Here is a 24,193-nt window from a genome sequence, read left to right on the forward strand (position 1 = left end):
GGTGCTGAGCACCGGCGAGCGGCGCTGCGGCTCAGGCCGTGACGAGGGCGATCACGGCGATGACCACGGACACGACCGCGATCAGCAGCGAGACCCCGATGAGCACCGCATGCACGATCAGGAAGCGTGTGGGCTTGCCCGCGGCATCCCGTGCTCGGTCGTCTTTGTTGACTCTTCTGTAGAACTGCGGCCAGACCAGAAAATTCCAGACCGCGTTGACGAGGAGGAGAATCGCAAGTGTCGTAAGCATCCGCTCTAGTGTACGGAGGACGAACACTCGCGAAAGGGTGCGTAACTCTTCACTCATTCGATAGGCCCTCGCAGCCCCAGTACCCACAATCAAGGTGTGACGACACAATGGACCAGGTACGTCGCCGTGGGCGATTCGATCACGGAGGGTTTCTGCGACCCCGTGATCGAGTTGAGCGCGCTGGGCCCCGACACCCCCTGGCGGGGATGGGCCGACCGCCTGGCCATCATCCTCGACGGCAACGCGCGGCTGTCGGGAACGGGGATCGAGTTCGCGAATCTCGCTGTTCGCAGCCGCCGCATCGACGACGTCGTCGACGAGCAGATTCCCGTGGCCATCGACCTGGGCGCCGACCTCGTCTCGGTCATGGTCGGAGGAAACGACCTCATGCGACCGGCCGCCGACCCCGACGCTCTCGCGAGCCGGCTCGAATCCGGCATCGCGGCCCTGCGTGCGAGCGGCGCGACGGTCTTGCTCGCCAACTGCTTCGACCCGCAGTTCGCCCTCTTCCTGCGCCCCTTCCGCGGCCGTGCGGCCGTGTTCAACGCCAACGTGTGGAGCATCGCGCGGGCGCACGGTGTGAGCGTGCTCGACCTGTGGGGTATCCGCGAGTTCCAGAGCAGCTCGATGTGGGCCGCCGACAGGGTGCACCTCTCCTCGGCCGGCCACCGGCTGCTGGCCGTGCGCGCGGCCCATGTGCTCGGCGTTCCGTATGCGGAGATCGCCGCGCGACTGCCCCTCAACATCCGAACCGCCGAGGCGGACTCGCAGCCGGGCGAGCAGGTGCCGCTGCCCACCTGGCTGCGACGTTACGCGATTCCGTGGGCGGTCAGGATGATGCGTGGTGTGACCGCCGGCGACGGCCTCTCCCCCAAGCTCCCCGACCCGTCGCCGATCCGCGTTCGCCCCTGATCCGCTCGCCTCCACAGTCCGCAACGGATGCCTCCGCCTCCACAGAGTCGCCCCCAGGCCTCTGCGCGACGCACGCGACGGTAGACTCGCGGGATGACGAATGCGAGCGACCGCCTGGTCTGGATCGACTGCGAGATGACCGGACTCGACCTCGAGGTCGATGAGATCGTGGAGATCGCGGTCGTCATCACCGACTTCGACTTGAACCCTGTCGACCCGGGTATGACCATCGTCGTCAAGCCCGACGACTCGGCGCTCGCGCACATGAACGACTTCGTCGTCAACATGCACACGACCTCCGGGCTCATCACCGAGATCCCCGACGGCGTGAGCGTCGCCGAGGCCGAGTACGAGGTTCTCGAGTACATCCGCAAGTTCGTCGGCACCGAGCAGCGCCCACCCCTGGCCGGCAACACGATCGGCACCGACAGGATGTTCATCGCCAAGTACATGCCGCGGCTCGACGCCCAGCTGCACTACCGCAATGTCGACGTCTCGTCGATCAAGGAGCTCGCCCGCCGCTGGTATCCGCGCGTCTACTTCCAGGCGCCCGAGAAGAACGGCGGGCACCGTGCGCTCGCCGACATCCGCGAGTCGATCCGCGAGCTCGCCTACTATCGCGAGGCGGTCTTCGTCGCCCTGCCCGGGCCGGCGAGCGATGAGGCTCAGGCCATCTCGGCAGACGTCGTGAACAGATTCACGCCGGGCGTGTAATAGAATTCTCTAGTTGCTCCGTGAGACTCACCGTCTCGGGGTGCGCATGGTGGGTATAGCTCAGTTGGTAGAGCGCCTGGTTGTGGTCTAGGAGGTCGCGGGTTCGAGCCCCGTTACTCACCCCATGCAGTTCAGACGAACGCGGCATCGTTCTCGTGAGAGGCTGATGCTGTGATGGAACTGGACGAAGACGCCTTCGAGAAGCTCGTGATCGATGAGCTCGACGAGCTTCCCGACGAGATGGTCGAGGGCCTCGACAACGTCGCCTTCGTCGTCGAAGATCGCCCGGAAGACGGATCCCTCGATCTCCTCGGGCTCTACGACGGCACAGCGCTCACCGAGCGGGAGCACTACGGCTTGGGCGACCTGCCCGACCGCATCGTGCTCTACCGCGAGCCGTTGCTCGCCATCTGCGACACGATCGACGAGCTGGCCGACGAGATCCACGTGACGCTCGTGCACGAGATCGCCCACTACTACGGAATCGACGACGACAAGCTGCACGAACTCGGCTGGGCCTGAGTCGCAGCACGGCCTCCCCGGCCCGCCGGGTTAGCCTGTCGGTGTGACGACTACCCGAGCCGGTCGCACGATCGGCATCATCATCGGCACCCTGGCGATCCTCGCCGTGGGCGTCTACGGTCCGGCGACGCTGCTCGGGCCGCTTCCGGCCGTCTCCGCGACGCCGATCACCCCGCCCGCCTCGCAGACGCAGCTCTCTCCCCCGGTCATGCCGGCCGAGGGCGCGAGCGCGGTGACGCTCACCGCGGGTGGCACGGATGCCGCGCCGCTCGCCGTCGCAGGCGTGCCCGACGCCGTGCCCATCGCATCCATCGCCAAGATCGTCACGGCGCTCGTGGTGCTCGACGCGAAACCGGTCGAGCCCGGGCGCACGGGGCCCGCGATCACCATCACGAACGACGACTACCAGTCGTACATCGGCTACAGCGCAGACGACGCGCGGGCCGTGATCGTCTTCGCAGGCGAGGTCTGGACCGAGCGCGAGATGCTGCAGGCCATGCTCCTCGGCTCGAGCAACAACCACGCCGACTCGCTCGCCCGCTGGGCGTACGGCTCGGTCGACGGCTTCCTCGAGGCCGCGAACGCCTGGCTCACGAAGAACGGGCTCACCACGATCCATCTCGCGGACGCGACGGGCCTGTCGGAGCAGAGCGTCGGCACCGCGAGCGATCTGGCCCGGCTGGCGGCGTTGGCGATGGGCGACCCCACGATCGCCGAGATACTCGCGAACCCGACATCCGCTCTCGTGAACAACCGCGGCGTCGAGAACACGACCGCCTACCTCGACGATCAGGGCATCACGGGCATCTCACGCAGTTACACGGATGCCGCGGGCGTCTGCTTCCTCTTCGCCGCGACGGTGCCCACCCAGACCGCCTCGCTGACGTTCTACGGCGCGTTCGTGCGCGAGCCGGACTACGACACCCTCACGAGCGATCTCGAGGCGCTGATGGCGAGTGCGACCGCGGGCATCTCGGATGTCGCGGTCGTCGAAGAGGGAACCCCCTACGTGACGTTCACGGCCTTGTGGGGCGACACGGCCTCCGGGGTCGCCTCGCTCTCGAAGGTCGAGCCCTCGTGGACCACGAAGGAGCTCACAGCCTCCGTCACCACCGAGGAGTTCAGCACGGGCGTCACCGGCCGCAAGGTGGGGCGGGTGAGCTTCGAGACCGGTGACGGCGAGTTCTCCGTGCCACTCGAGCTGGATCGCGCGATCCGCGATCCGGGACCGGGATGGCGTCTGCTGAACCCCATCCCGGTGATCGGCGCGCTCATCGACTCGCAGCAGTAGGCGCCTGCGCGAGTCGGGCGCCCCTGCGGTCAGGCCGCCGTCGTGTAGCGCGATGCGCCCGGTTCGGTGCGGGAACGCGATCCGGAACGTGTCGCAGCCCCGCCGTCCGCAGCTGCCGCGGTGGTGGTCGCAGTCGTGGTCGCGGGCGAGCCGACCCGACGGTGCTGGGACAGCTGGTCGACGACCGAGTTGTCGCGCAGCACGGCATCGCGTTCGACGATCGCACCGGCGCCGATCCGCACGTTCACGCCCACACGGGCGTGGCTGCCCACTCGGGCACCATGGCTCACGATCGCGTCGCGACCGATGTGCACATTGCTTCCGATGAACACGCGGTTGCCCACGATCGCGCCGCTGTCGATCCAGCTTCCGGCGCCGATCCAGGCGTTCTCGCCCACCTGGGCGTCGCTCTCGACGTACGCCGTCGCGTCGACGAAGGTGCTGGCGTCGACCCGTGCGCTCGGGGAGACGAGTCCGCGGCCGTTCGAGTGCCGACGGTACTTCGTGACCTGGCCACGGCCGTCTTCGACTTCTTCTACCATTCTGCTCATTGATTCCTCCATCCGGCGACGTCCCTTCTCGTCGGCGCCCGCTCGACGCGGGCAGACAGAACGTTCCGCCGCCAATGAGTGCAACAACCGGAGGGGCCGTCCGATTCCTTGGAGCTTGCTGAATCGCTTCGGCTTCGGCGGCGCAGCCGGCAACCCGTCCGTCGTGCCCGCGCCGTCCGGTCGGGGGCCGACCGCATCGGGGACTCCCGAGCAGTGACGGCGAGCAGTGACGGCGAGCAGTGAACGTCGTTCACTGAGAAGTAGTGAACAACGTTCAATTATTTATGCTTGCGCTCAGCCGCTGAAACGATTCATACTGGGCCTCAAGCAAACGCACAGTATCTCGTGCGCTCATCAGCGGCAGAGTCGCCCGCTCGACTGACGCACCGGGATACTGCTCAAGCGCGCCGCGACGGGAGACCGATCGGGCGCGCACAACGCGTGCAATGTTGCGCGCGAGAAGGCGAACGGCATGCATTGTGGAAAACTCCTGCGATACGGCGCCGGAACGGCGATCGCAACCCTCGTCCTGTCGGCTCAGGTTGCGGTGGCGAGCCCCCTCGCATCGGTTCAGAGCTCCGATGTCGACGACAACGGCTCCTCCCATGTGACCTCGCTGAGTCTCGAGACGCCGCTGACCGAGAACAAGCCGGAGGTGCGCTGGTGGCTGGCGATGGGCGGACACACCGACGAGACGATCACGGAGTCGGTGCAGCAGATCGCGGACTCCGGATTCGGCGGCATCGAGTTCGCGATGCTCGACGCACCGGGCGTCGACGCCTCGAAGTTCTCGTACGGATCGGAGGAGTGGCTCCACGACGTCAAGCTCATCCTCTCGGAGACGACGAAGCGCGGCCTGGGCGCGAGCTTCACCAGCGGAACCCACTGGGGCACCGCCAACATCCCCGGGCTCGACCCCAACAGCCAGGGCGCGAGCCAGGAGCTCGGCAGCGCCCGCCAGTACGTGGCCAGCGGAACGACCCTGGCGACGGTGCCGAAGCCGACAGCACGCCAAGGGCTGAACCAGGAGTTTCTGAGCGCCGTCGCCTACAAGCTGGCGGGTGATCGTCTGCAGAACCCCAGCATCTACGACCCGCAGGAGCTCGACCCGGCGTCGGCGATCGATCTCACCGAGGACGCCCGAGACGGCGCGCTCGACTTCACGGCGACCGACGGCGACTACATGGTGTTCACCTTCTGGCAGCGAGGCGCGGCGCAGGCCTCGACCCCTGCCGTCGACACGTCCTACGCGATCAACTACTTCGATCGGAGCGGGTTCGAGGCGCTCAAGACCTACTGGGAGAGCTACTACTTCGCCGATGAGGAGCTCGTCGAGAAGATCAAGGAGAACGGGCACGTCCAGCTGTTCATGGACTCCCTGGAGATCTCCGCGGCCGACGGGCTCTTCTGGAGCGACGACATGAAGCGCACGTTCTCGGACTTGAAGGGATACGACATCACCCCGTATCTTCCGGTCTTCCTCGGAACGCCGAGCCTCTGGGAGGTCGGAGCGCCGACCACGGGAGTCATGGACTTCGCGGGCGAGGACGGGGCGGATCTGAGGGACAAGGTCCTGGCGGATCTCCGTGACGTGCAGACGCAGATGTACATGCAGAACCTCATGGAACCGCTGAAGGAGTGGGTCAACGAGACCTACGACATGAAGCTCCGTGCACAGATCTCGTACGGCAAGAACCTCGAGCTGACCATGCCGAGCACGGTCGTCGACTACCCCGAGACCGAGACCCGCAACCAGCGCGACCAGACCGACATCTACCGCATCTGGGCGGGCGGAGCGCACCTCGAGAACAAGGTGCTCTCCAGCGAGACCGCGGCCCACGGCGGCATGAACTACGGCTACTCCCTCCAGGAGTTCCTGCAGCAGAACTACACCCAGTACGCGGGCGGGGTGAGCCGGGTGATCTGGCACGGCTACTCCTCCGACTGGGGGCCGAAGGGAAGCGTGCAGTGGCCGGGCTACGAGGCGGGCATGGGCGACATCTGCTGCCGCTGGGGCGACCGCAACCCGTCTGCCCAGGACTACAACGAGTACAACGATCACCTCGGCCGTGTGCAGACGGTGCTGCGCGCCGGTGTTCCTCAGGTCGATCTCGCCGTCCTCTACAGCGATTACGCCTACGACCTGCCCTACTCCTCGGCCACCCCGCGAGAGACGCTCGACGATCTCAAGCAGCAGAAGCACGAGGGATGGCAGTGGAAGGACCTGACGCTGCAGGATGCCGGGTACACCTACGATTACTTCGCACCACAGTTCCTCGACGAGGGGTATGCCCCCTATGACAGCGAGACCGGGCTGCTGGCATCCGACGGCCCAGCGTACCGTGCGCTTCTGCTCAACCAGGACTGGATCCCGTTCAGCAGCGCCGAGCGCGTGCTCGAGATGGCCCGAGCCGGCCTCAAGGTCGTCATCGTCGACGGTGCGTTGACGAGGACGCGCTGGAACGACGGAAAGGACGAGGCTCTCGCCGAGCTGCGCGAGCAGCTCCTCGGCCTCGACAACGTCGTCTCCGTCGCGACGGAGGCCGAGGCCGCCGACGCGCTGCGATCGCTCGATGTCACACCACGTGTGAGCTACGGCACACCCGACAAGGAGCTCCTGAGCGTCGTTCGCAAGGACTCCGATGCCAGTTACCTCTACCTCTACAACTACTACAACGTCGTTCGAGGATGGGACGAGGGCTACGAGAACTTCGACAAGGCCGCGAGCTGGGATGACGAGGTGCTGACGAACGACGTCGAGATCGAGGGAATGGTCAAGCCGTACATCCTCGACACCTGGACGGGCAAGACCACCGAGGTCTCCGACTACAGCTACCGCGACGGGAAGACCATCGTGCCCGTCGAGATCCCCGACGGCGACGTGCGCGTCTACATCTTCAAGCCGATCGACGAGGAGAGCCTGCACGTATCCGCCAGCCCGGGCACGTCGACCTTCCTCGCAGACGGCACCGTGACGGCGCGCGGCACGAGCAGCGGCACCTTCGACGTGACGCTGAGCGACGGCACGACACAGAGCGTCGACATCTCGGTGCCCGAGAAGCGCTCACTGACCGGATGGGATCTCGACCTCGAGTCCTGGGGTCCGGGAGAGCTCTCGGACGCTCGGTCGGAGACGACCGAGTTCGGCAACCACGTCGAAGAGTACACCGTCCGGACGAAGAAGACTCACGTCCCCGTCCGGCTGGACGAGCTCACGACCTGGGACAACCTCGAGGTCGTCACCGAGCCCGTGCAGGTCGACGGCGAGATGGTCGCGCTGGAATCCTCGTCCCCGGATACCGAGAAACCGGCCAGGATCAGCATCCCGCTGCGGAATGTCTCCGCCGTCGATCAACCCGTCACCATCACGATCTCCGACAAGGACTTCTGGGATGCGGAGGATCAGGAGATCACGCTGCCGCCCGGATTCGCGGACGACGTCGTTCTCGAGCTTCACCCCACGGGCGGATCCGGCTGGTCGACCGTCGGTGTCACGGTCAACGACTCCAGCGGTGTGGTGGCCACGAAGGACTTCGATCTCGTCTCCGGTGGAGTGTTCGTCTCCGATCTGGACTACACCGCGGTGACGAACGGATGGGGTCCGGTGGAACGCGACCGCTCCAACAACGAGGACGGCGTCGACGGCCGCACGATGGGCATCGTGGGGCGCGCCTACTCCAAGGGCATCGGAACCCACGCGAACTCCGAGGTCGCTGTGGACGTGCCCGAGGGATGCACGACATTCGTCTCCGACTACGGCATCGACGACGAGGTGAATCGCCCGGGAGGCGGCGCGAGCGTGGTGTTCAGCCTGCGCAACGGCGACTCCCAGCTGTGGAGCAGCCCCCGAGTCACGGTCACCAGCGGCATTGCGCGAGTCGAACAGGATGTGACCGGGGTCGATCGGCTCAGGATGATCGTGGGCGACGGCGGCAACGGCAACGGCGAGGACCACGGCGACTGGGGCGGAGCGCACTTCGTCTGCGATCCGGCCGTGTCGGGTGACCTCGGCGACCTCGCCGCGCCCGCCGCTCTCGTCGCGTCCACGACTCCCACGACGCCAGCTGACGAAAGCGGCAGCACGGGCGAGTCGATGCGAGTCGCGGCTGCCCAGGTCGGGACCGCCAACGGACGCGACGTGTCGGGTATCGGCACCTACCAGACGACATTCGACTGGAGCACCGACACGGCCAGCGGCGTGTATCTGGATCTGGGTGATCTCGTGGAGTCCGCGACCGTCTACGTGAACGGAGCCAAGACCGACGACGTGAACCTCGTCGACCCGGTCGTGGACGTCCCGAACGCCCTCCTCGTCGACGGGCAGAACAGCCTGAAGATCGTGGTGACGAGCACTCTCACCAACGCGCTCCTGGGGCTCGGATACCGGAGCGAAGGCGATTTCACCCTCGATCACCAGTTCACACGCTTCGCCAACGGGCTCGCCCAGGCGGTGCTGACGCCGTATCAGGATGTCGAGCTCGAAGCGACGGATCCGGGGACCGACCCGGGAACGGACCCGGGAACGGACCCGGGAACGGACCCGGGAACCGACCCGGGAACGGATCCTGGAAGCGACCCGGGGACCGACCCCGGAAGCGATCCGGGAACCCCTCCGGGTCAGGCCGACGGTCCGGATGCCGGTGGCTTGGCGTTCTCGGGCACGGAGGCGATCTGGGCGCTCCTCGCCGCTGCCGCATTGCTCGCAGCGGGTGGTGGGTTCGTCGGGATCCGGAGGCTGCGCGAACGTGCCGAGACGAAGGGCCGCTCCTGACCCCGCCGGCGGATACCGTCGCGTTCCGTTCCGGGGCGAACCGACGGCGGCCGACCACAGGATCGAATAGAAGAACCGAATAGGAGAACGGGAGTGCGCCCGGCTGGATGAACCAGCCGGGCGCATCTCTTTCTCCAGCCCGAGCGAACGATCTCCGGGAACGCCTCGGGTTGATGAGAGGTGTCTACGAACCGCATCGTATGCGGCGCACGACGCGACATCGAGAACGGTCACACGAACGATCCCGTCGGCTGCTGAGCTTTCCTGTTACCGTGGAGGCATGGGAATGCAGGTCTACATGAGGATTCGCCGCTCGTAGCGGCGGACTCCTCGTCTCACACACCCCGACTCCGCCGCGCATCGGTCCATCCGCCGCGCTGCTTCGTGCTGCCCGGCTCCGACACCTTCCGCGGAGTACAGCCATGCCCCATACCAATCGCGGCCGTCACGAGCACGGCCAGAACTTTCTCGTCGATCACCGGATCATCCGGCGGATCACGTCACTCGTCGACGACGTTCCCGGGCCCATCGTCGAGCTCGGCGCGGGCGACGGCGCACTGACTCTCCCCCTCGTCGACAGCGGGCGATCCGTCGTCGCGGTCGAGATCGACGTGTCCCGTGCGCAGCGGCTCGAGAGCAGGCTCCGGCAGAGGGTCGTCGGGCAGCCATCACGCGCACGACAGTCCTCGTCGGCCGTTCGCGTGGTCGTGCACGACATGCTCGACTACCGCTTCACCGACCCGGAGACCGTTGTGGTCAGCAACGTGCCGTTCCATCTCACGACCGCGCTCCTGCGCAAGCTCCTCGCCGATCGGGGCTGGCGGCACGCGGTGCTCCTCACCCAATGGGAGGTCGCACGCCGACGAGCGGGCGTCGGCGGGGCGAGCCTCATGACCGCGCTGTGGTGGCCGTGGTTCGAATTCACAGTGCACGAACGGGTGCCGGCGCGCAGCTTCAGGCCGGTTCCGTCCGTCGACGGAGGGCTCTTCACGATCGTGCGGCGGGCGCATCCGCTCGTCGACGACCGCCGGGACTACCAGTCCTTCGTGAAACGCGTCTTCACCGGGCCGGGGCGAGGGCTGCGAGGAGCCGCACGGACGGCCGGGCGGACGTCGTCAGCCCAACTGGCCCGCTGGGCGCGCGACAACGGCCTGCCGTCCAACGCGCTCCCCCGCGACCTCAATGCGGAGCAGTGGGCCGGCCTCTGGCGGCTGTGCCGCGCAGACGGACCCAGGCCGAGGTGAATCAGTCGGAGGTGAATCCGAGCGGATCAGATCGCGGTGAGCTCGTCGTCGGGGTCGGCGGCCACCGGGTCGCTGTCTGCCCTCTCGAAGGAGTAGCGCACGTGCAGCTGTCCCTGGATGTCGCGGCTGTCGACCGCGTTGTACCAGAAGAGCGACTCCTTGCCCTCGACGGCGGCGACAGCGCCCAGGCGTGCGTCGTACTCCCCGCCGATCAGCAGCCGACGATCGGTCTCACCCTCGAGAGGACCATCGATGTACTCGACGATGTAGACAGTTCCGGAATCCGTATCACTCATAACACCACGGTAGACCCATGCCCGGCCTCCGAGCCCCCATCTCCGGGAGATGTCCCGTCCAGAGCGGATGTCCCGTCCAGAACGATGTCGGCGCTCGAACGCGGGTCGTCGAGACGCACGAACTCGTCGAACTGCTCCTGCCAGATGTCCCACCAGGGATCGAAGGCGCCGGCATCTCGCGCGAGGGCGCGCTCCTTGCGAACCACGTCGTCGGCGTCGATCCAGACACGGATGTCGCCGAGCCCGGCGTTCGCGCGGGTGAGCACGCCGCACCCCTCGACGATGAGCGGCGCGGCGGCATCCACCGTGTGCCACTCGGCGAGCTCCCCGCCCGCCCAGTCGTAGCGGCGCCAGCCGCCCACGAGTCCGCGGCTGCGGGGCAGGAGGAGGGAGTCGTGCACGTCGCGACCGGCCTGGGCGAGGCCGCCCCACCCCGGATAGATGTCGTCGAGGCGCACGAGCGTCGGCGTCTCCGCTCCCGGCCACGCCTCGACGAGCCGGTCGGCGAGGGTGCTCTTGCCCGCGCCGCTCGGGCCGTCGACCAGCACGGTGAGAGACACGGCGCGAGGCACCGTGCGAGACCTGGTGCCCGCCGCCTCCTCGGCGGCGATCATCGCCAGAAGCGAGGTGAGGTCGGGGGCCGCCGGACCCGCCGCCGCATCAGGCGCCGAACCCGCACCCGCGTACGCGTCAGCGTCAGCCGAGGACAAAGTTCCAGCTCCCCACGGCGACGGCGACTCCGATGGCGAGAGCCGCGACCGCGAAGGCGATGACGAGAAGGGCGGCGTCGCGCCATCCGACCGTCGACTCGCGTGCCCAGCTGCGGCGGATCGGCGACCCGAAGGCCCGCGCCTCCATGGCCGTCGCGAGCTTGCTGCCCCGACGGATCGACAGCACGAGCAGCGCGAACGCCTGCCCGCCGAAACGGCGCACCCGGCCGAGCGCTCCGCCCTCGTCGGCGATGCCTCTCGCGCGACGGGCCAGGGACAGCGCACGCCAGTCGTCGATGAAGAGCCCGACGAGACGCAGGCCGGCGAGAGCTCCGAGCACGAAGCGGCTCGGAAGCCTCACGATCTGCGCGAGCCCATCGGCCAGATCGGTCGGGTCGATCGTGATGAACAGCAGAACCGCGGGAAAACCGACGGCGAGCACCCTCAGCACCGTCGCGATGGCCAGGTCGATGGAGCCCTCCGAGATCCTGATGAGGCCGAACTCCCAGAAGATCTCGCCGCTCAGACGCCCGTAGAGCAGAGTCGTCAGTCCGGCGAGCGGCGCCGCGATCAGGATCGGCGCAGAGCGACGGGCGAGAGCACCGAACGGGATCCGCGCACAGGCGAACAGCACGAGCTCGGCGACGAGGGCGACCGCCGCCGACACCCAGTCGATCGACAGCACGAGCATCAGGCTCAGCAGCAGAGCGGCGCCCAGCTTGGTGACCGGGTTGATCCGGTCGAGCACGGGGGATGACACGGCCGAGGGCACGCCCGACACCGCCGCCTGCGCGCTCATACGAGACGCTCCCCGTCGCGCGTCATGGCGCTGCTCGCACCGAGCTCGTAACGCTCATCGGCGAGAGCCTCGACGAGCTCTGCGTCGTGGGTCACCGTGACGAGCGCCGTGCCCTCGTCGACGAGCGCGCCGAGCAGTGCGACGAGCTCGGCCCAGGTGGTCGCGTCCTGTCCGAAGGTCGGCTCGTCGAGCACGAGCAGCCGCGGCGAGGCGGCGAGCATCGTCGCGACCGAGAGCCGCCGTTTCTCACCGCCCGACAGTGTGAACGGGTTGGCCCGCGCGAGCGTGTCGAGGTGCAGTCTCTGCAGCAGCTCCTCGACGCGACGCTGCTTGTCGGCCGGGGACCATCGCAAGGCCGTGAGCCCGAGTGCGAGCTCCCGCTCGACGCTCGCGGTGAGGAACTGGTGCTCCGGATCCTGGAAGACGGTTCCGATCCGCGTCAGCAGCTCGGCCGACTTCCAGCGGATGGGCTGCGCGCTCCGGGCGGGGGCGAACCCGGCCGAGGCCTCGAGCGAGCCGCCGAGCGGCGGAAGCAGACCGGCGAGAGTCAGGGCGAGAGTCGTCTTGCCCGCCCCGTTCGGGCCGACGATCGCGAGCGAGCGCCCCGAACCGATCGTCAGCCCGATCCCGGATGCCGCGACAGCACCCGCTCGGCCGACCGCGAGATCCCGCGCCTCCAGCAGGGCGCCGCTCGTTCCGGCCGCGGAGCCCGCGGAGCCGACCCGGTCGGCGGGCGGAACGCGGGCCGGCAGCCGGCTGCTCGGCGGGAAGCCGGGCACCCAGACCCCCGACGCCGCAAGCGCCGCGCCCTGACGGTGCAGCACTTCGGCCGGGCTTCCGTCGGCGAGCAGGCCCCCGCCGGGAGCGAGGACGACGACCCGGTCGACGAGATGCTGCCAGACGGCGACGCGGTGCTCGATGACGACGAGCGTCGTCTGCGAGGTCTCGAGAACCCGGGCCACGGCATCGCGCACCTCGACGACACCACTCGGATCGAGGTTGGCGGTCGGCTCGTCGAGCACGAGCAGGCCCGGCCGCATCGCGAGCACCCCGGCGAGGGCCAGGCGCTGCTTCTGGCCGCCCGAGAGCCGGGAGGTCGGATGGTCGAGCGGGAGGTTCAGCCCCACGGCGTCGAGCGACTCGCGCACCCGCTGCCAGATGACGGAGCGTTCGAGCCCGAGGTTCTCGCAGCCGAACGCCACGTCGTCGCCGACACGCTCGAGGATCACCTGCGAGTCGGGATCCTGCAGCAGCAGCCCCGTGCGCCCACGCGTCGCGACCGGGTCGAGGCCGTCGACGAGCAGCTCGCCGCGCTGCTCCCCCTCGTCCTCGCCGCCGGCGACACCCGCGAGGGCGTGCACGAGGGTCGACTTGCCCGCACCCGAGGCGCCGAGCAGCAGCAGCCGCTCCCCCGCCTCGACGTGCAGATCGAGGTCGCTGACCGCCCACGCGAGACGGCCGGCGTGACGCCAGCCCCAGCCTCTCGCGCGAATCGTCGCGCCGCCCGTCGCGCCGCCCGAGGCGTATCGCGCACTCGTGGACACGATCAGACCCGTACGCCGGCCTCACGGCCGGCGGCGAACCGGCTGAGTGCGCCGGTCCTGGCGAGCCCCTTCATCACGAGCCAGGAGAGCAGTCCGGCGATCACGACGCCCGAGACGACCGACGAGCCCACGTAGAGCACGACGAAGGGCGCGTCGGCGCCCGGGTACGTGATGATGAGGTCGTTGACCGCGCAGGCGACCCCCGCGCCGGCGCCCGCGATGAGCGCCACGTAGACCCGGTAGTTCGCGTAGAGGAAGGCGGCGAAGACGATCTCGGCGCCGAGGCCCTGCACGAGGCCGGAGAGCAGCGTCAGCGCTCCCCACTGCGTCACGAGCAGAGCCGAGACGACGGCCGCGAGCAGCTCGGTGTAGAGGGCGGCGCCGGGTTTGCGCACGATGAGTCCGCCCAGGACGCCGGCGAAGAGCCATCCGCCGTTCACGACGCCCTGCAGGCCGGGCAGCACCGCTTCGAGCGGTGTTCCCAGAGTGGGATAGGCCTGACCCCAGACCCAGAAGATGACGCCGCTCGCGACGCCGATGACGCTGGCGACGACGATGTCGACGACGCGCCAGCGGAAACGGCCCGTGCGATCGGGTCGGCGGCCGGAGGTGGAGCTCGTGATCTCTGCTTCGGTGCTGTGCACTGTCGTGCCCTTTCTGTCGTTCGAAAGAGGGCACGGGTTGTGGGTCGCGCGGATGCGTCGACCCGGAGAGTGATTGCCTCCCTGCGCTGGCATGATCCAGATCAGGTTCGACGGTCGAAGGTTGAGAACCTTCCTCTCAGCCCGGTACACCGGACTCCCGTGTTCGCTGATGAGTATAGACCCGCTACGGCGCAGGGCCCGTTTACGGCGCGTTGCCCGCTTACGGTGCAGCCCGTCCCACTTGCAGCCGCACCTCGGGGTCGGCGACGAGGTTGCCGTACCAGCCGGGGTTCTCGGGGCCGCCGCCGACCGAGGGGACGATGAGGTAGCTGTCGCCGTCACGGCCGTAGCTGAGACAGGTGCGACGCCAGAGGCCCGAGACGCCGCCCTGCGTGGTCAGGAGTGCGAGCGGTGCGTTGCGGGTGAAGACCGGGCGCGCGCCATCCGTCGCCACGTACTCGGCGATCTGCGAGCCGACCCAGCCCGCGGTGTCGTCGATGGGGTGGTCGGGGCTCCGCCCCGGCTCGGCCACGTACGTCGCCGTCTCTCGAGCGCTGCTGCTCGGCGCTACTTCTTGAGCACGCGGATGACGCGGGCGAGCGCCTTGCCGGCAACCCACACGAAGGGGATGCCCACCGCGAGAAGCGAGATCGTGTTGGGGCGGAAGCGCAGACCCGATTCGTCTTTGATGTATGCCCCGACCGGAATGGTCACGCCGCCACCGCCGCCACCGCTCATCGAGACGGACTCCGCGTCGCGCCCTTCGCGGTCGTCCCGCCCGTCGCTGCCGCCCCCGAAGCCGTAGTAGACGAGGGCCACGGGAACGAGGGTGACCCCTTCGACCTCGACGGGCTCGCCGTAGACGGAGCCGACGCCGAGGGATTTGACGGTTTCTGCGAGCTGAACGGCGAGAGAAGTCATGTGCCAACGGTACCGCCGCGCGCCGCAACTGGCCACCCTCCCCGGCAGATGCGCAGCAGAGCAGACACGCGCACAGCCTTTACCCACGTTCATGGCAGGGTCGCCGGAGATAATCGTCGGATGGCGGTCAGCAGCTCGAAGAGAATCGTGAGAACCGGCCGCGGCATCGTCGTGGCCGTGCTCGCGCTCGTCATCGTCGTCATGATGCTCGGCCACGAGCTGCTGCCGAACATCGGCGGAATCGTCTCCCTCGGCGAGAACGTGCTCCCCTGGATCGGCGTGCTCATCGTCGTGCTCGCGGTCGTGGCGCTCTTCTTAGGCTCGCGCGTGGGGCTTGCGGGGGTGCTCGTCGCGGCGATCGTCTGGGCGATCCTCTTCGTGCCGGGGATGCTCCCCGCTGCATCGGCCTCGACGGGCTCCGCGGGCTCGCCGTCGTCGGAATCGTCGGACTCCTCAGGCAGCCCGGGCCTGACGATCGCGAGCGAGAACGTGGAGGCGGGCAACGGCGATGCCGCCGGGCTCGCGCGCGACCTGGCTTCGCGGCATCCCGACCTCATCGCCCTGCAGGAGCTCGACGGCGACTCCCGGGCGGCCGTCGCCGACGAGATCGACGGCGACTATCCCTACAACGCGATCGTGGGCACCGTGGGCCTGTGGAGCACGATGCCGATCGACGAGACCCAGCAGCTGGATCTGGGGCTCGGCTGGAACCGTGCGCTCTGGGCCGACATCGAGACCGGCTCGGGGCTCACGCGCGTCTACGTCGTGCACCTCGCATCCGTGCGCGTCGGCCAGCAGGACGACCGCGACACGATGATCGAGCAGCTGGCGGCGACCCTCGCCGCCGACGAGTCCGAGCGGCTCGTCGTCGTGGGCGACTTCAACACCGCCACCACCGACCGCGCATTCAGCACGCTCACGGATGCCGTTCCCGAACCCGCACGCACCGAGTTCGGTCTCGGCTTCACCTGGCCGTCGTTCTTCCCGATCGTGCGGCTCGACCACGTGCTCGTGCGCGGCTACGACGTGGCGCGCAACGTCGTGCTGGAGCCCAACGGCAGCGACCACCGCGGCATCCTCATCGCGCTGAGCTGAACGCCGAGCTGGCGGAGCTGAACGCTGTGGACACGCGTCACGCTTCGGGCGGGGCCTGATCGCGTTTGACGAGCGAGGCCGGCCGAACGCTCCCCCGGCCGAAACGGGCGACGACCTCGTCGACGGCGGCCTCCGCCTCGCGCCACTCCGAGTCCGGATCCCAGAGCGAGGCGAGCACGCTGCCCTCCGACTCGAGATGCTCGGTGCGCACACCGACGAGCCGCACCGCGCGCCCGGCCCGGCCCGCGACCCCGAGCGAGTCGAAGGCGATCACGATCTCGTCGTAGATCCGGCGGCCGACACTCGTGGCCTCGGGCAGGGAACGGGAGCGCGTGACGGTCGTGAAGTCGGAGTACCGCAGTTTGAGCACGACCGTGCGGGCGACCGCGCCGCTGCGACGCAGACGCGCGCCCACCTGATCGGAGAGCCGCAGCAGTTCGCGCCGGATCGCCGCGTCGTCGTCGAGGTCGATCTCGAAGGTCGTCTCGTGGCCGATGCTCTTCTCGATCGACTCGGTGCTGACCGAGCGCGGGTCGCGGCCCCAGGCCAGCTCGTGCAGGTGCCGGCCGCTCGCGACGCCGACGGCTCGCTCGAGAGTCGCGAGGGGGGTGTGCGCGAGGTCTGCGACCGTGCGGATGCCGAGACGGGTGAGCGACTGCTCCGTCGCCGCCCCGACGCCCCAGAGGGCTCCGACCGGCAGGGGATGCAGGAAGCCGATCGTGCCCTCGGCGGGAACGATGAGCAGGCCGTCGGGCTTGGAGTGGGTGGAGGCGAGCTTCGCGACGAACTTCGTGGAGGCGGCGCCGACGGAGCAGGTGAGCCCGGTGCGCTCGTAGACCCGCTCACGGACGAGCTTCGCTATCGTGCCGGGCGAGCCGAGCAGGCGACGGGCGCCCGCGACGTCGAGGAAGGCCTCGTCGATGCTCAGCTGCTCGACGAGCGGGGTGACCTCGGAGAAGATGCCCATGACCTCGGCGGAGTAGCGGCGGTACTCCTCCATGTGCGGCGGCAGCACGACGGCGCCGGGGCAGTGCCGCAGAGCGACGGCCAGGGGCATCGCGGAGCGCACCCCGAAACGGCGCGCGACATAGTTGGCGCTCGTCACGACGGAACGAGCTCCTGTGTGAGCGATCACAACGGGAGCACTGCGCAGTTCCGGACGACCCAGGAGCTCGACCGACGCGAAGAACGCGTCCATGTCGACGTGCAGGATCGTGGCCGAAGAATCATCCACGGCCCCAGTGTCGCAGATGCCCCTGACAGAGACACCGTGCGCGCAGGACGGGAGGCACCGGCATCCGCTCTCGTCGTTTTCTCTTCGGCAACCTTCACGGCGTAACGTTTCCGTTATGGACTTCAGATACCTCGGTAACAGCGGACTCAAAATCTCCGAAATCATCTACGGCAACTGGCTGACCCACGGCTCACAGGTCGAGAACGACGTGGCGAAGAGCTGCGTGCGCGCGGCCCTCGACGTGGGCATCACGACCTTCGACACCGCCGACGCGTACGCGAACACGGCCGCCGAGGTCGTTCTGGGCGAGGCGCTCGGTGGTGAGCGTCGTGAGTCCCTCGAGATCTTCACGAAGGTCTACTGGCCGACCGGCCCCAAGGGCCACAACGACACCGGCCTCTCGCGCAAGCACATCATGGAGTCGATCAACGGCTCGCTCACCCGCCTCGGCACCGACTACGTCGACCTGTACCAGGCGCACCGCTTCGACCTCGAGACGCCCCTCGAAGAGACCATGCAGGCCTTCGCCGACGTCGTCCGCCAGGGCAAGGCGCTCTACATCGGCGTCTCCGAGTGGAACGCCGAGCAGCTGCGCGCCGGCCAGGAGCTCGCGACCCAGCTCGGCTTCCGCCTCATCTCCAACCAGCCCCAGTACTCGATGCTGTGGCGGGTCATCGAGGCCGAGATCGTCCCGGCCTCGCAGGAGCTCGGCATCTCGCAGATCGTCTGGTCGCCCGTCGCCGGCGGCATCCTCACCGGCAAGTACAAGCCGGGCGCACCGCTGCCCAAGGGAAGCCGCGCGACCGACGAGAAGGGCGGCGCGGGAACCCTCACGCGCCTGCTCAACGACGAGGCGCTCAGCGCCGTGCAGCAGCTGCAGCCGATCGCCGAGGGCCTCGACCTCACGATGGCGCAGCTCGCCGTGGCCTGGGTTCTGCAGAACCCGAACATCGCCGGCGCGATCATCGGCGCCTCGCGGCCCGAGCAGGTCGTCTCGAACGCCGCGGCCTCGGGCGTCACGCTCGACGCCGACGTGCTCGCCCGGATCGACGCGGCCATCGGCGCACTCGCCGAGCGCGACCCCGCGCTCACGCACGTGCCCGCCACCCGCCCCGTCTGATCCGCGAGACGACACGGGTTCAGGGCGCCGGCGTGAGCCGGCCCTGAACCCGTGTCGTCTCGGCTACACGATGGCGTGGATGACGGGGGTCAGCCAGCTGCGGAACGACGCCGAGTCGTCGCGGAGGCTCTCGCTCACGATGATCGTGTTCGGCGCGACGATCCACGCCCCCGGCTCCTCGAGCGGCAGCACGTTGAGGTCGAGCCGGAAGGTGAACGCCCGGCGCCGCAGCTCGTGCTCCCGGTCGCGGATGACGTCGCTGATGTCGGTCGGCCGCGAGCCCATCCGCTCGGCGGCGCGCGCGGCGTAGAAGCGCCGCTGCTCGATCGCCCAGGCATCGGCCCGGTCGAAATGCGCGAGCATCAGGTCTTGCAGCGCCAGCTCCCGGTCGAAGGCCTCGAAGTGCGGAGGCCGCGGCCGCGGCAGCCAGCTCCTGCGCTCGCGTTCGACGATGCGCTCCCACCACGCGTTCCACTGCTCGGCCAACTCGGGCCCTCCCGTCGCGCCGCCGATCCTGGTGAGCAGGGCGGGGGTCACGGCATCCGCCGAGTCGATGGATGCGAGGGGGACGACCGGCAACGGCGGGGCGCTCACCCGCGGCAACGACGGGCGCGCGACATCCGCGAGCCCGGCCAGGTCGCGCAGGCAGAGTGCCATGAGCAAGTCCCATGGACAATCCTCGACGACCTGCCATCGAATCGTGCCTTCGACGAGCATGCTGCAAGCATAGGAACCCGACGCCCCGCGCGCTAGGGTGCTGTGGCCCCGTGAACCCGGAGTGGACCCTGCGCGAGCCCGGCGTGTCTCAGCCGAGGACCGCGAGCGGCGCGGCTCCGGGGTGCCCCAGGATCCGGCGCAGCAGAAGGCGCTCGACGAGAGTCCAGCTCGTGCTCGTGGCGATGTAGATCGTCGCGGCCAGGGGCACGAAGGCCGCGAAGACCACGGTGAGCAGAGGCAGCCAGCCGAGCACCGCGGTCAGACGCGCGGGGTCGATGCCCGCGAGCGGCCCGGCTCCGGCTGGAGCTCCGGCCGCGTCGGGTGCCGCGGGGGCGACGGGCTGCACCGGACGCATGAGGTACCGGCGGGTCGCGAGCGAGACGGTGAGGATCAGCAGCAGGATGCCGGCGAAGACCAGGGCCTGCGGGGTCAGGATGCCGCCACCCGAGATGAGCGAGAGGAAGCTCTGCCCCAGCGGAACCCCGCCGAGCGTGTGGGTGAGCAGATCGTTGGCGTGCCCGTTGATCGTGGCGTGTGTGAACACCGCGTAGACGATCGACACCACGGGGATCTGGATGAGCATCGGCAGGCAACCCGAGAGCGGGTTCGCCTTCTCCGCCGCGTAGAGCGCCATCGTCTCGCGCTGCAGGCGCTCGGGATTGGAGCGGTGCTTCTTCTGCAGCTCGCGCAGTTTCGGCGAGATGCGCGCCATGGCGAGCTGGGAGCGGTGCTGGGCGATGCTCACGGGGATGAGGGCGGCGCGCACGAGCATGGTGAGCAGCACGACGGCGAGAGCCGCGCTGGGTTCGCCGACGAGCGGCTGGAGGAGATCGCTGAGAGTCGAGACGACGAAATAGCCGGCGTCGACGATGGCCGCGATGGGGCCGAAGGAGAAGAGGTCCACAGCTGGAGTCCTTGCGTTCATACGTTCATACGGTTCACGGAAAGTGGTTCACGTATGGCCGCGATGCGCGCGTCGACGGCGGATGCCGCGACAGCACGCCGTGCGTCAGAGCACCGGCCCAGGCGCAGAAGGCCTGAAGACCCGAGGTCGGGAGACCGGGGTGATCGCCGAGGTGCCGGACGCTACGCGGCCGCGAGGACGCGCGACGGGGCTCGCGGGCGTGGACGGCCCGCGACGTTCGGGTTGTTGCGCGGCAGCACGGCGCCCGTGTCGGGTGTGCGGCGTTCACGACGCACGTCGACGGTCAGGTCGCGAGCGGTCATCCGCACGACGAGGTAGTGCACGCACAGCGCCATGGTCAGGGCGGTCGCGCCCACGACCGAGACGACGGCCAGCGCCCCACCCGCGGTCGTGGTGCCGTCGGCGGCAGCGGCGAGCCCGGCGACCCCGGTGAGGAGGCCGAAGAGCGCGGAGAGGTAGGCGAGCATCGCGGCATCCTCTCTACTCGACTGCACGATCACTTCGACTGCACGATCTTTGCAGGATCGCTGCAGGGATAACTGAACCGTACCAGAGCGGCGTGCGTCGAGGTCGAGCCCGGCCTCGATAGAGTCGGGAATCATGGCTACACGCACCCTCTCGAGCGCTCCGGCAAGCGCCCCCACGAATCTGCCGCTGCGAGCCCGCGGGATCGACATCTTCTTCATCGTCATCTTCTCGGCGTTCACGATCACCTCGCTCATCAGCGATCTGCTCCCCACGATCGGCGTGGACTTCTCCGAGCCGTCGGACAACTTCTTCGCGAACTCCAACTACTGGTACGCGCACGACGCCGATCCGCTGTTCATGAACCCGCCGGCCTGGATGCGCATCGTGACGGGGCTCTCGGCCTTCGTCTACATGCCGTTCTACATCGTGCTCGTCTACGCGCTCGCGACGGGCCGCAACTGGATCCAGCTGCCCTCGGTCATCTACGGCACCATGATCAGCACGATCACGGGCATCATCGTCTTCGGCGTCGAGTTCTTCGGAGAGCCCGAGTTCCAGACCCAGAACCCCGCGAAGTTCCTCGCGTTCAACCTGGCCTACGTCCTCGTGCCGATCCTGCTGCTGATCCGCATGCGCAAGCCGATGCCGTTCACCCGCAAATTCTGAGGTCGTTCCGTGAGATCGGCGACGACGAGCCCATCCTCGGCGGCGGATGAGACCCCCGGTCTGGGCTTCCATTCGGCGGGAAGACCGGGCCGGGGGCTTGGTCGCCCCCATCCCGGTTCGGGTCACGGATCAGGTGACGACGTCTGATCCGATCGTCCTCTTTTCCCTGACGACACGCAAGAACCAAGCCGAGATGCCCTCGAATTCGCGTGACGGCCATCCGAACGAGGAATGCTCGCGTGCCTCGCGCGTTGTACCGTGGGAACCACCCGGAAGTAGAGGACGACCATGACCTTCGACTGGCTCGAGCTGCAGAAGCAGGCTCACCGCGAATTCGCCGCCCGATTGAGCGCGGTGACCGATTGGGGCGCGCCCACTCCCGACACCGAGTGGAACACGAGCGACCTCGTGCGCCACGTCATCATCGAGCAGCAGTGGATCCCGCCGCTGCTCGCGGGCGAGTCGCTCGCGACCAGCCGGCTGCGCCTCGCGCCGCTCGGCGACGACCTCGCCGCCGAATGGACCCGCTACTCCGAGGCAGCGACGCGTGCCTGGCAGGCGGCCTCGCCGACCGCGCCCGTTCAGCTGAGCTACGACACCGTCACGGTGACCGAGTACCTGCGCGAGCAGGTCTCGGACGTCACGATCCACAGCTGGGATCTGGCCCGCGCCACGGGCTCCGACGAGGCGCTCGACCACCGGCTCGTTGAGGCAGTCTGGACGGTCTTCGAACCGCAGAAGGCGACTCTGCAGGCGAGCGGGCTGTTCGCCTCGCCCGTGCCGCTTCCGGATGACGCGCCTCTCCAGTCCCGACTGCTCGCCCTGACCGGCCGCGACGACCGTCTCGACTGAGGCAGCTCGAGCGGCACAGCCCGGCGGCCGATCGGGCACCCCGATCGACCATATACTGCGAGCATGACAGCGGTTATCGGCCATCTCCTTCCCATCGCGCTCGCGGTGGCTCTGAGCACGATCCCGATCACCGCGACGATCCTCGTGCTGCTCTCCCCCGCGAAGCCCCGGGTGAGCATCGCGCTGCTCGCCGGCTGGACGGCCGGCATCGCGGGCCTCGCCGTCGTCTTCACCCTGGGCTTCAAGCTCATACCCTCGACATCCGCAGCTGACAACTCGACCATCCTCGCGGTCATCGAGCTGATCGTGGGTGCCGCGTTGGTCGTCTTCGCGATCGTCGACTGGCGGCGACGCCTGCACCAGGCGAAGAAGGAGGGCACGCCGGCGTGGATGCGCGTGCTCGGCACGCTGAGCTGGTGGCAGGCGCTGGGGGTCGGGCTCGTGCTCACGCTGCGGCCGAAAGGACTCCTGCTCTCGATCGCGGCCGGCGCCGAGGTCGGCAACGCGGGATTGGCGGTGCCCGAGGGCGCGATCGCTATCGCGATCTACACTCTCGTGGGCGTCTCGACGGTGGCGATCCCCGTGATCGCCCGGCTCGTCGCCCGCGAACGGATGGAGAAGCCCCTCACCGAGGTGCGCGGCTGGATCACCAGGAACAGCGGCACGGTCATGCTCGTCGTGGTTCTCATGACGGGTGTCGTCATCATCGGATCAGGGCTCTCGCACCTCTGAGATCCCGCCTCTGTTCAGCGGTTCGCGACGCCCACGTCGATCCCGCGCAGGAGGGCGACGTACGCGGTCGCGATGCCTCCGGCGCGGTCATGAGCTCAGGCGCCGGAATCGCCCTCGCCCGACGGCGCGGGCAGCAGGTAGATCTCGTTGACCTCGGCGGTCTCGTGCGGGCCGCTGCCGTCGGGGGCGGTGAAGGGCTCGTCGAACGCGACGATCCAGGTGTTCGGCTGGTTCGAGCCGAAGGCGATGAAGGAGCCCTGCTGGGCGCCGCCCGGCTCGACGATCACACCCGGAACACGCGCTCCGCCCGGATCGGGAACGCCGACCGCGGTGACGGTCACGTTACCGCTCGCGCCCTGCTTCACGAGGCTGTCCGTGCGCACGAGCACCTGCATGCCCACGCTGTAGTGGGTGTCACTGCGGATGCCGCTGCGGGGGTCTGTGCGGGTGTCGTCGCGACTCTCGTCGCCTCGTCTGCTGGCCATCATGCCATTCTCACACGGCGATCAGAAGCCGAAGTCCCCGCCGCCGAAGTCTCCGCCGCCGAAATCTCCTCCGAAGCCCCCGCCGTCGGCGCCCGAGGCGAAGTCGCCGCTCGAGTCGCCCCAGCCGGCGTCTCCGCCCGCGTCGGCACCCGCATCCGAGCCGCCGTCGCCGGAGGAGTCGCCCGAGTCGCCGCCGTCGCCGGACGCCTGGTCGGTGCCGGCGTCCACCGGCGGAAGGAACGCCTGCGCGATCGCCGAGCCGATGACGACACCCGCGACCGTGCCCAGCAGAGAGCCCATGACCATGCTGCCGAAGCCGGGCATGCCGCCCCGGTTGCCGGGGCCGGAGAGGCTGCGCTCGAGGGAGCCCGGCTGGCGCAGCTCGGAACGCGTCGCCGCCTGCGCGAGACTCGCGGGGTCGTCGCCACGCGGGCGCTCCCCCTCGGGAGCGTTCTCGCTCAACTGCTGGAAGACGAGGGCCCTCTGCTCGGGGGTGAGCTTCGCGAAGGCCTCCTCGTGGGTCTTCTCGATCGTCTCCGGCGGAGCGGTGCGCAGGAGGTAGCGGTAGCGCTCGACCGCGATCTCGTCGTCGCTGCGCTGGGGTGCGGCAGGTGCGGCGGTGGCCCGAACCGGTGGGGTGCGCGGGTCGGCGGTGGCCTGCGGCATCCGCTCGTCGTTCGTGCTGTTGCCGAGAAGTCTGTCCCAGAAACCCATCGTGTGCTCCCTCGAG

At 68.7% G+C, this 24,193-nt stretch carries 26 protein-coding genes, 1 tRNA gene and 1 riboswitch; of the genes, 12 read left to right on the plus strand and 15 right to left on the minus strand.

Annotated features, from left to right (window positions below; genetic code table 11):
* Positions 1-31: 31 nt before the first annotated feature.
* Positions 32-250, minus strand: a complete 219-nt coding sequence (locus CLV54_RS05925; RefSeq protein ID WP_100344013.1) for an SCO4848 family membrane protein — start codon at positions 248-250, stop codon at positions 32-34.
* 96 nt (positions 251-346) lie between these two features.
* On the opposite strand from CLV54_RS05925, the gene CLV54_RS05930 reads away from it, so the two are divergent.
* The 5 genes from CLV54_RS05930 to CLV54_RS05950 all read left to right on the plus strand — a co-directional run bounded on the left by CLV54_RS05930 (position 347) and on the right by CLV54_RS05950 (position 3,689).
* Entirely contained in the window at positions 347-1,162 is an 816-nt protein-coding gene (locus CLV54_RS05930; protein WP_245861409.1) for an SGNH/GDSL hydrolase family protein, read from the plus strand.
* Positions 1,163-1,255: 93 nt separating this feature from the next.
* Positions 1,256-1,876, plus strand: a complete 621-nt coding sequence (gene orn / locus CLV54_RS05935) for an oligoribonuclease (RefSeq protein WP_100344015.1) — start codon at positions 1,256-1,258, stop codon at positions 1,874-1,876.
* Positions 1,877-1,925: 49 nt separating this feature from the next.
* Positions 1,926-2,001 (plus strand) — tRNA-His (locus CLV54_RS05940).
* A 49-nt stretch (positions 2,002-2,050) separates the two neighbouring features.
* Entirely contained in the window at positions 2,051-2,398 is a 348-nt protein-coding gene (locus CLV54_RS05945) for a metallopeptidase family protein (protein ID WP_100344016.1), read from the plus strand.
* 43 nt (positions 2,399-2,441) lie between these two features.
* On the plus strand, positions 2,442-3,689 hold the full coding sequence (locus tag CLV54_RS05950) for a D-alanyl-D-alanine carboxypeptidase family protein (RefSeq protein ID WP_100344017.1): 1,248 nt from the start codon (positions 2,442-2,444) through the stop codon (positions 3,687-3,689).
* A gap of 29 nt (positions 3,690-3,718) precedes the next feature.
* On the opposite strand, the gene CLV54_RS05955 is transcribed toward CLV54_RS05950, so the two are convergent.
* Positions 3,719-4,240 carry a DapH/DapD/GlmU-related protein gene (locus CLV54_RS05955; RefSeq protein ID WP_245861412.1) on the minus strand — a complete coding sequence of 174 codons (522 nt, stop codon included), beginning with the start codon at positions 4,238-4,240 and terminating at the stop codon, positions 3,719-3,721.
* A gap of 472 nt (positions 4,241-4,712) precedes the next feature.
* Here CLV54_RS05955 and CLV54_RS05960 point away from each other — a divergent pair, with 472 nt between their 5' ends.
* Positions 4,713-9,011 (plus strand): NPCBM/NEW2 domain-containing protein, encoded by a 4,299-nt coding sequence (locus CLV54_RS05960; RefSeq protein WP_100344019.1) that lies wholly within the window; start codon positions 4,713-4,715, stop codon positions 9,009-9,011.
* A 422-nt stretch (positions 9,012-9,433) separates the two neighbouring features.
* Positions 9,434-10,255 carry a 23S ribosomal RNA methyltransferase Erm gene (erm, locus tag CLV54_RS05965; RefSeq protein ID WP_100344020.1) on the plus strand — a complete coding sequence of 274 codons (822 nt, stop codon included), beginning with the start codon at positions 9,434-9,436 and terminating at the stop codon, positions 10,253-10,255.
* A 26-nt stretch (positions 10,256-10,281) separates the two neighbouring features.
* Here erm and CLV54_RS05970 read toward each other — a convergent pair whose 3' ends face one another.
* The 7 genes from CLV54_RS05970 to CLV54_RS06000 form a co-directional block, all read right to left on the minus strand.
* On the minus strand, positions 10,282-10,551 hold the full coding sequence (locus tag CLV54_RS05970; protein ID WP_100344021.1) for a hypothetical protein: 270 nt from the start codon (positions 10,549-10,551) through the stop codon (positions 10,282-10,284).
* Positions 10,548-11,261, minus strand: a complete 714-nt coding sequence (locus CLV54_RS05975) for a nucleoside/nucleotide kinase family protein (protein ID WP_245861413.1) — start codon at positions 11,259-11,261, stop codon at positions 10,548-10,550. The genes CLV54_RS05970 and CLV54_RS05975 overlap by 4 nt, the downstream gene beginning before the upstream one ends.
* Positions 11,248-12,060, minus strand: coding sequence for an energy-coupling factor transporter transmembrane component T family protein (locus CLV54_RS05980; protein WP_100344022.1), 813 nt, complete (start codon positions 12,058-12,060; stop codon positions 11,248-11,250). The genes CLV54_RS05975 and CLV54_RS05980 overlap by 14 nt, the downstream gene beginning before the upstream one ends.
* On the minus strand, positions 12,057-13,604 hold the full coding sequence (locus CLV54_RS05985) for an ABC transporter ATP-binding protein (RefSeq protein ID WP_100344023.1): 1,548 nt from the start codon (positions 13,602-13,604) through the stop codon (positions 12,057-12,059). Before CLV54_RS05985 ends, CLV54_RS05980 begins: the two co-directional genes overlap by 4 nt.
* Positions 13,605-13,606: 2 nt before the next feature.
* Complete coding sequence (locus CLV54_RS05990; RefSeq protein ID WP_245861416.1) at positions 13,607-14,248, minus strand: ECF transporter S component; 642 nt, start codon at positions 14,246-14,248, stop codon at positions 13,607-13,609.
* A 64-nt stretch (positions 14,249-14,312) separates the two neighbouring features.
* Positions 14,313-14,419, minus strand: a riboswitch (TPP riboswitch).
* Positions 14,420-14,468: 49 nt separating this feature from the next.
* A complete protein-coding gene (locus CLV54_RS05995) occupies positions 14,469-14,780 on the minus strand; it encodes a nitroreductase/quinone reductase family protein (RefSeq protein WP_281258157.1) in 312 nt (103 codons plus the stop codon).
* Between the two features lie 35 nt (positions 14,781-14,815).
* Positions 14,816-15,169 carry a hypothetical protein gene (locus tag CLV54_RS06000; protein WP_100344024.1) on the minus strand — a complete coding sequence of 118 codons (354 nt, stop codon included), beginning with the start codon at positions 15,167-15,169 and terminating at the stop codon, positions 14,816-14,818.
* Between the two features lie 120 nt (positions 15,170-15,289).
* Between CLV54_RS06000 and CLV54_RS06005 the strand changes: the two genes are divergently transcribed.
* Positions 15,290-16,264 carry an endonuclease/exonuclease/phosphatase family protein gene (locus CLV54_RS06005; protein ID WP_157802826.1) on the plus strand — a complete coding sequence of 325 codons (975 nt, stop codon included), beginning with the start codon at positions 15,290-15,292 and terminating at the stop codon, positions 16,262-16,264.
* A gap of 37 nt (positions 16,265-16,301) precedes the next feature.
* Here the strand turns inward: CLV54_RS06005 and dinB are convergent, their stop codons facing one another.
* Complete coding sequence (gene dinB, locus CLV54_RS06010; protein ID WP_245861505.1) at positions 16,302-17,462, minus strand: DNA polymerase IV; 1,161 nt, start codon at positions 17,460-17,462, stop codon at positions 16,302-16,304.
* Between the two features lie 151 nt (positions 17,463-17,613).
* Here dinB and CLV54_RS06015 point away from each other — a divergent pair, with 151 nt between their 5' ends.
* Positions 17,614-18,618: an aldo/keto reductase family protein gene (locus CLV54_RS06015; RefSeq protein ID WP_100344027.1), complete on the plus strand. Its 1,005-nt coding sequence runs from the start codon at positions 17,614-17,616 to the stop codon at positions 18,616-18,618.
* Positions 18,619-18,681: 63 nt separating this feature from the next.
* Here CLV54_RS06015 and CLV54_RS06020 read toward each other — a convergent pair whose 3' ends face one another.
* The 3 genes from CLV54_RS06020 to CLV54_RS06030 all read right to left on the minus strand — a co-directional run bounded on the left by CLV54_RS06020 (position 18,682) and on the right by CLV54_RS06030 (position 20,754).
* Positions 18,682-19,335 (minus strand): hypothetical protein, encoded by a 654-nt coding sequence (locus CLV54_RS06020; RefSeq protein WP_100344028.1) that lies wholly within the window; start codon positions 19,333-19,335, stop codon positions 18,682-18,684.
* A gap of 88 nt (positions 19,336-19,423) precedes the next feature.
* A complete protein-coding gene (locus CLV54_RS06025; protein WP_100344029.1) occupies positions 19,424-20,239 on the minus strand; it encodes a YidC/Oxa1 family membrane protein insertase in 816 nt (271 codons plus the stop codon).
* A 182-nt stretch (positions 20,240-20,421) separates the two neighbouring features.
* Complete coding sequence (locus CLV54_RS06030; RefSeq protein ID WP_211294460.1) at positions 20,422-20,754, minus strand: DUF6412 domain-containing protein; 333 nt, start codon at positions 20,752-20,754, stop codon at positions 20,422-20,424.
* Between the two features lie 106 nt (positions 20,755-20,860).
* On the opposite strand from CLV54_RS06030, the gene CLV54_RS06035 reads away from it, so the two are divergent.
* The 3 genes from CLV54_RS06035 to CLV54_RS06045 all read left to right on the plus strand — a co-directional run bounded on the left by CLV54_RS06035 (position 20,861) and on the right by CLV54_RS06045 (position 22,978).
* Positions 20,861-21,394 carry an EXPERA domain-containing protein gene (locus CLV54_RS06035; RefSeq protein ID WP_100344031.1) on the plus strand — a complete coding sequence of 178 codons (534 nt, stop codon included), beginning with the start codon at positions 20,861-20,863 and terminating at the stop codon, positions 21,392-21,394.
* Positions 21,395-21,682: 288 nt separating this feature from the next.
* On the plus strand, positions 21,683-22,246 hold the full coding sequence (locus tag CLV54_RS06040; RefSeq protein ID WP_100344032.1) for a TIGR03086 family metal-binding protein: 564 nt from the start codon (positions 21,683-21,685) through the stop codon (positions 22,244-22,246).
* Between the two features lie 63 nt (positions 22,247-22,309).
* Positions 22,310-22,978, plus strand: coding sequence for a GAP family protein (locus CLV54_RS06045; RefSeq protein WP_100344033.1), 669 nt, complete (start codon positions 22,310-22,312; stop codon positions 22,976-22,978).
* A gap of 95 nt (positions 22,979-23,073) precedes the next feature.
* On the opposite strand, the gene CLV54_RS06050 is transcribed toward CLV54_RS06045, so the two are convergent.
* Entirely contained in the window at positions 23,074-23,463 is a 390-nt protein-coding gene (locus CLV54_RS06050) for a hypothetical protein (RefSeq protein ID WP_157802827.1), read from the minus strand.
* A gap of 21 nt (positions 23,464-23,484) precedes the next feature.
* A complete protein-coding gene (locus CLV54_RS06055) occupies positions 23,485-24,177 on the minus strand; it encodes a hypothetical protein (protein WP_245861418.1) in 693 nt (230 codons plus the stop codon).
* Positions 24,178-24,193: the final 16 nt, after the last annotated feature.

The sequence above is a fragment of the Compostimonas suwonensis genome (genome assembly GCF_002797855.1).
GTDB classification, from domain to species: Bacteria; Actinomycetota; Actinomycetes; order Actinomycetales; family Microbacteriaceae; genus Compostimonas; species Compostimonas suwonensis.

Bases quoted from the DNA above. Each gene is read 5' to 3' on its own strand.
- CLV54_RS05925 (WP_100344013.1), bottom strand. From the start codon at position 250: ATGCTTACGACACTTGCGATTCTCCTCCTCGTCAACGCGGTCTGGAAT.
- orn (WP_100344015.1), top strand. From the start codon at position 1,256: ATGACGAATGCGAGCGACCGCCTGGTCTGGATCGACTGCGAGATGACC.
- CLV54_RS05945 (WP_100344016.1), top strand. From the start codon at position 2,051: ATGGAACTGGACGAAGACGCCTTCGAGAAGCTCGTGATCGATGAGCTC.
- CLV54_RS05955 (WP_245861412.1), bottom strand. From the start codon at position 4,240: ATGAGCAGAATGGTAGAAGAAGTCGAAGACGGCCGTGGCCAGGTCACG.
- CLV54_RS05960 (WP_100344019.1), top strand. From the start codon at position 4,713: ATGCATTGTGGAAAACTCCTGCGATACGGCGCCGGAACGGCGATCGCA.
- erm (WP_100344020.1), top strand. From the start codon at position 9,434: ATGCCCCATACCAATCGCGGCCGTCACGAGCACGGCCAGAACTTTCTC.
- CLV54_RS05970 (WP_100344021.1), bottom strand. From the start codon at position 10,551: ATGAGTGATACGGATTCCGGAACTGTCTACATCGTCGAGTACATCGAT.
- CLV54_RS05980 (WP_100344022.1), bottom strand. From the start codon at position 12,060: ATGAGCGCGCAGGCGGCGGTGTCGGGCGTGCCCTCGGCCGTGTCATCC.
- CLV54_RS06000 (WP_100344024.1), bottom strand. From the start codon at position 15,169: ATGACTTCTCTCGCCGTTCAGCTCGCAGAAACCGTCAAATCCCTCGGC.
- CLV54_RS06005 (WP_157802826.1), top strand. From the start codon at position 15,290: ATGGCGGTCAGCAGCTCGAAGAGAATCGTGAGAACCGGCCGCGGCATC.
- dinB (WP_245861505.1), bottom strand. From the start codon at position 17,462: ATGGACGCGTTCTTCGCGTCGGTCGAGCTCCTGGGTCGTCCGGAACTG.
- CLV54_RS06015 (WP_100344027.1), top strand. From the start codon at position 17,614: ATGGACTTCAGATACCTCGGTAACAGCGGACTCAAAATCTCCGAAATC.
- CLV54_RS06020 (WP_100344028.1), bottom strand. From the start codon at position 19,335: ATGCTCGTCGAAGGCACGATTCGATGGCAGGTCGTCGAGGATTGTCCA.
- CLV54_RS06035 (WP_100344031.1), top strand. From the start codon at position 20,861: ATGGCTACACGCACCCTCTCGAGCGCTCCGGCAAGCGCCCCCACGAAT.
- CLV54_RS06040 (WP_100344032.1), top strand. From the start codon at position 21,683: ATGACCTTCGACTGGCTCGAGCTGCAGAAGCAGGCTCACCGCGAATTC.
- CLV54_RS06045 (WP_100344033.1), top strand. From the start codon at position 22,310: ATGACAGCGGTTATCGGCCATCTCCTTCCCATCGCGCTCGCGGTGGCT.
- CLV54_RS06050 (WP_157802827.1), bottom strand. From the start codon at position 23,463: ATGGCCAGCAGACGAGGCGACGAGAGTCGCGACGACACCCGCACAGAC.
- CLV54_RS06055 (WP_245861418.1), bottom strand. From the start codon at position 24,177: ATGGGTTTCTGGGACAGACTTCTCGGCAACAGCACGAACGACGAGCGG.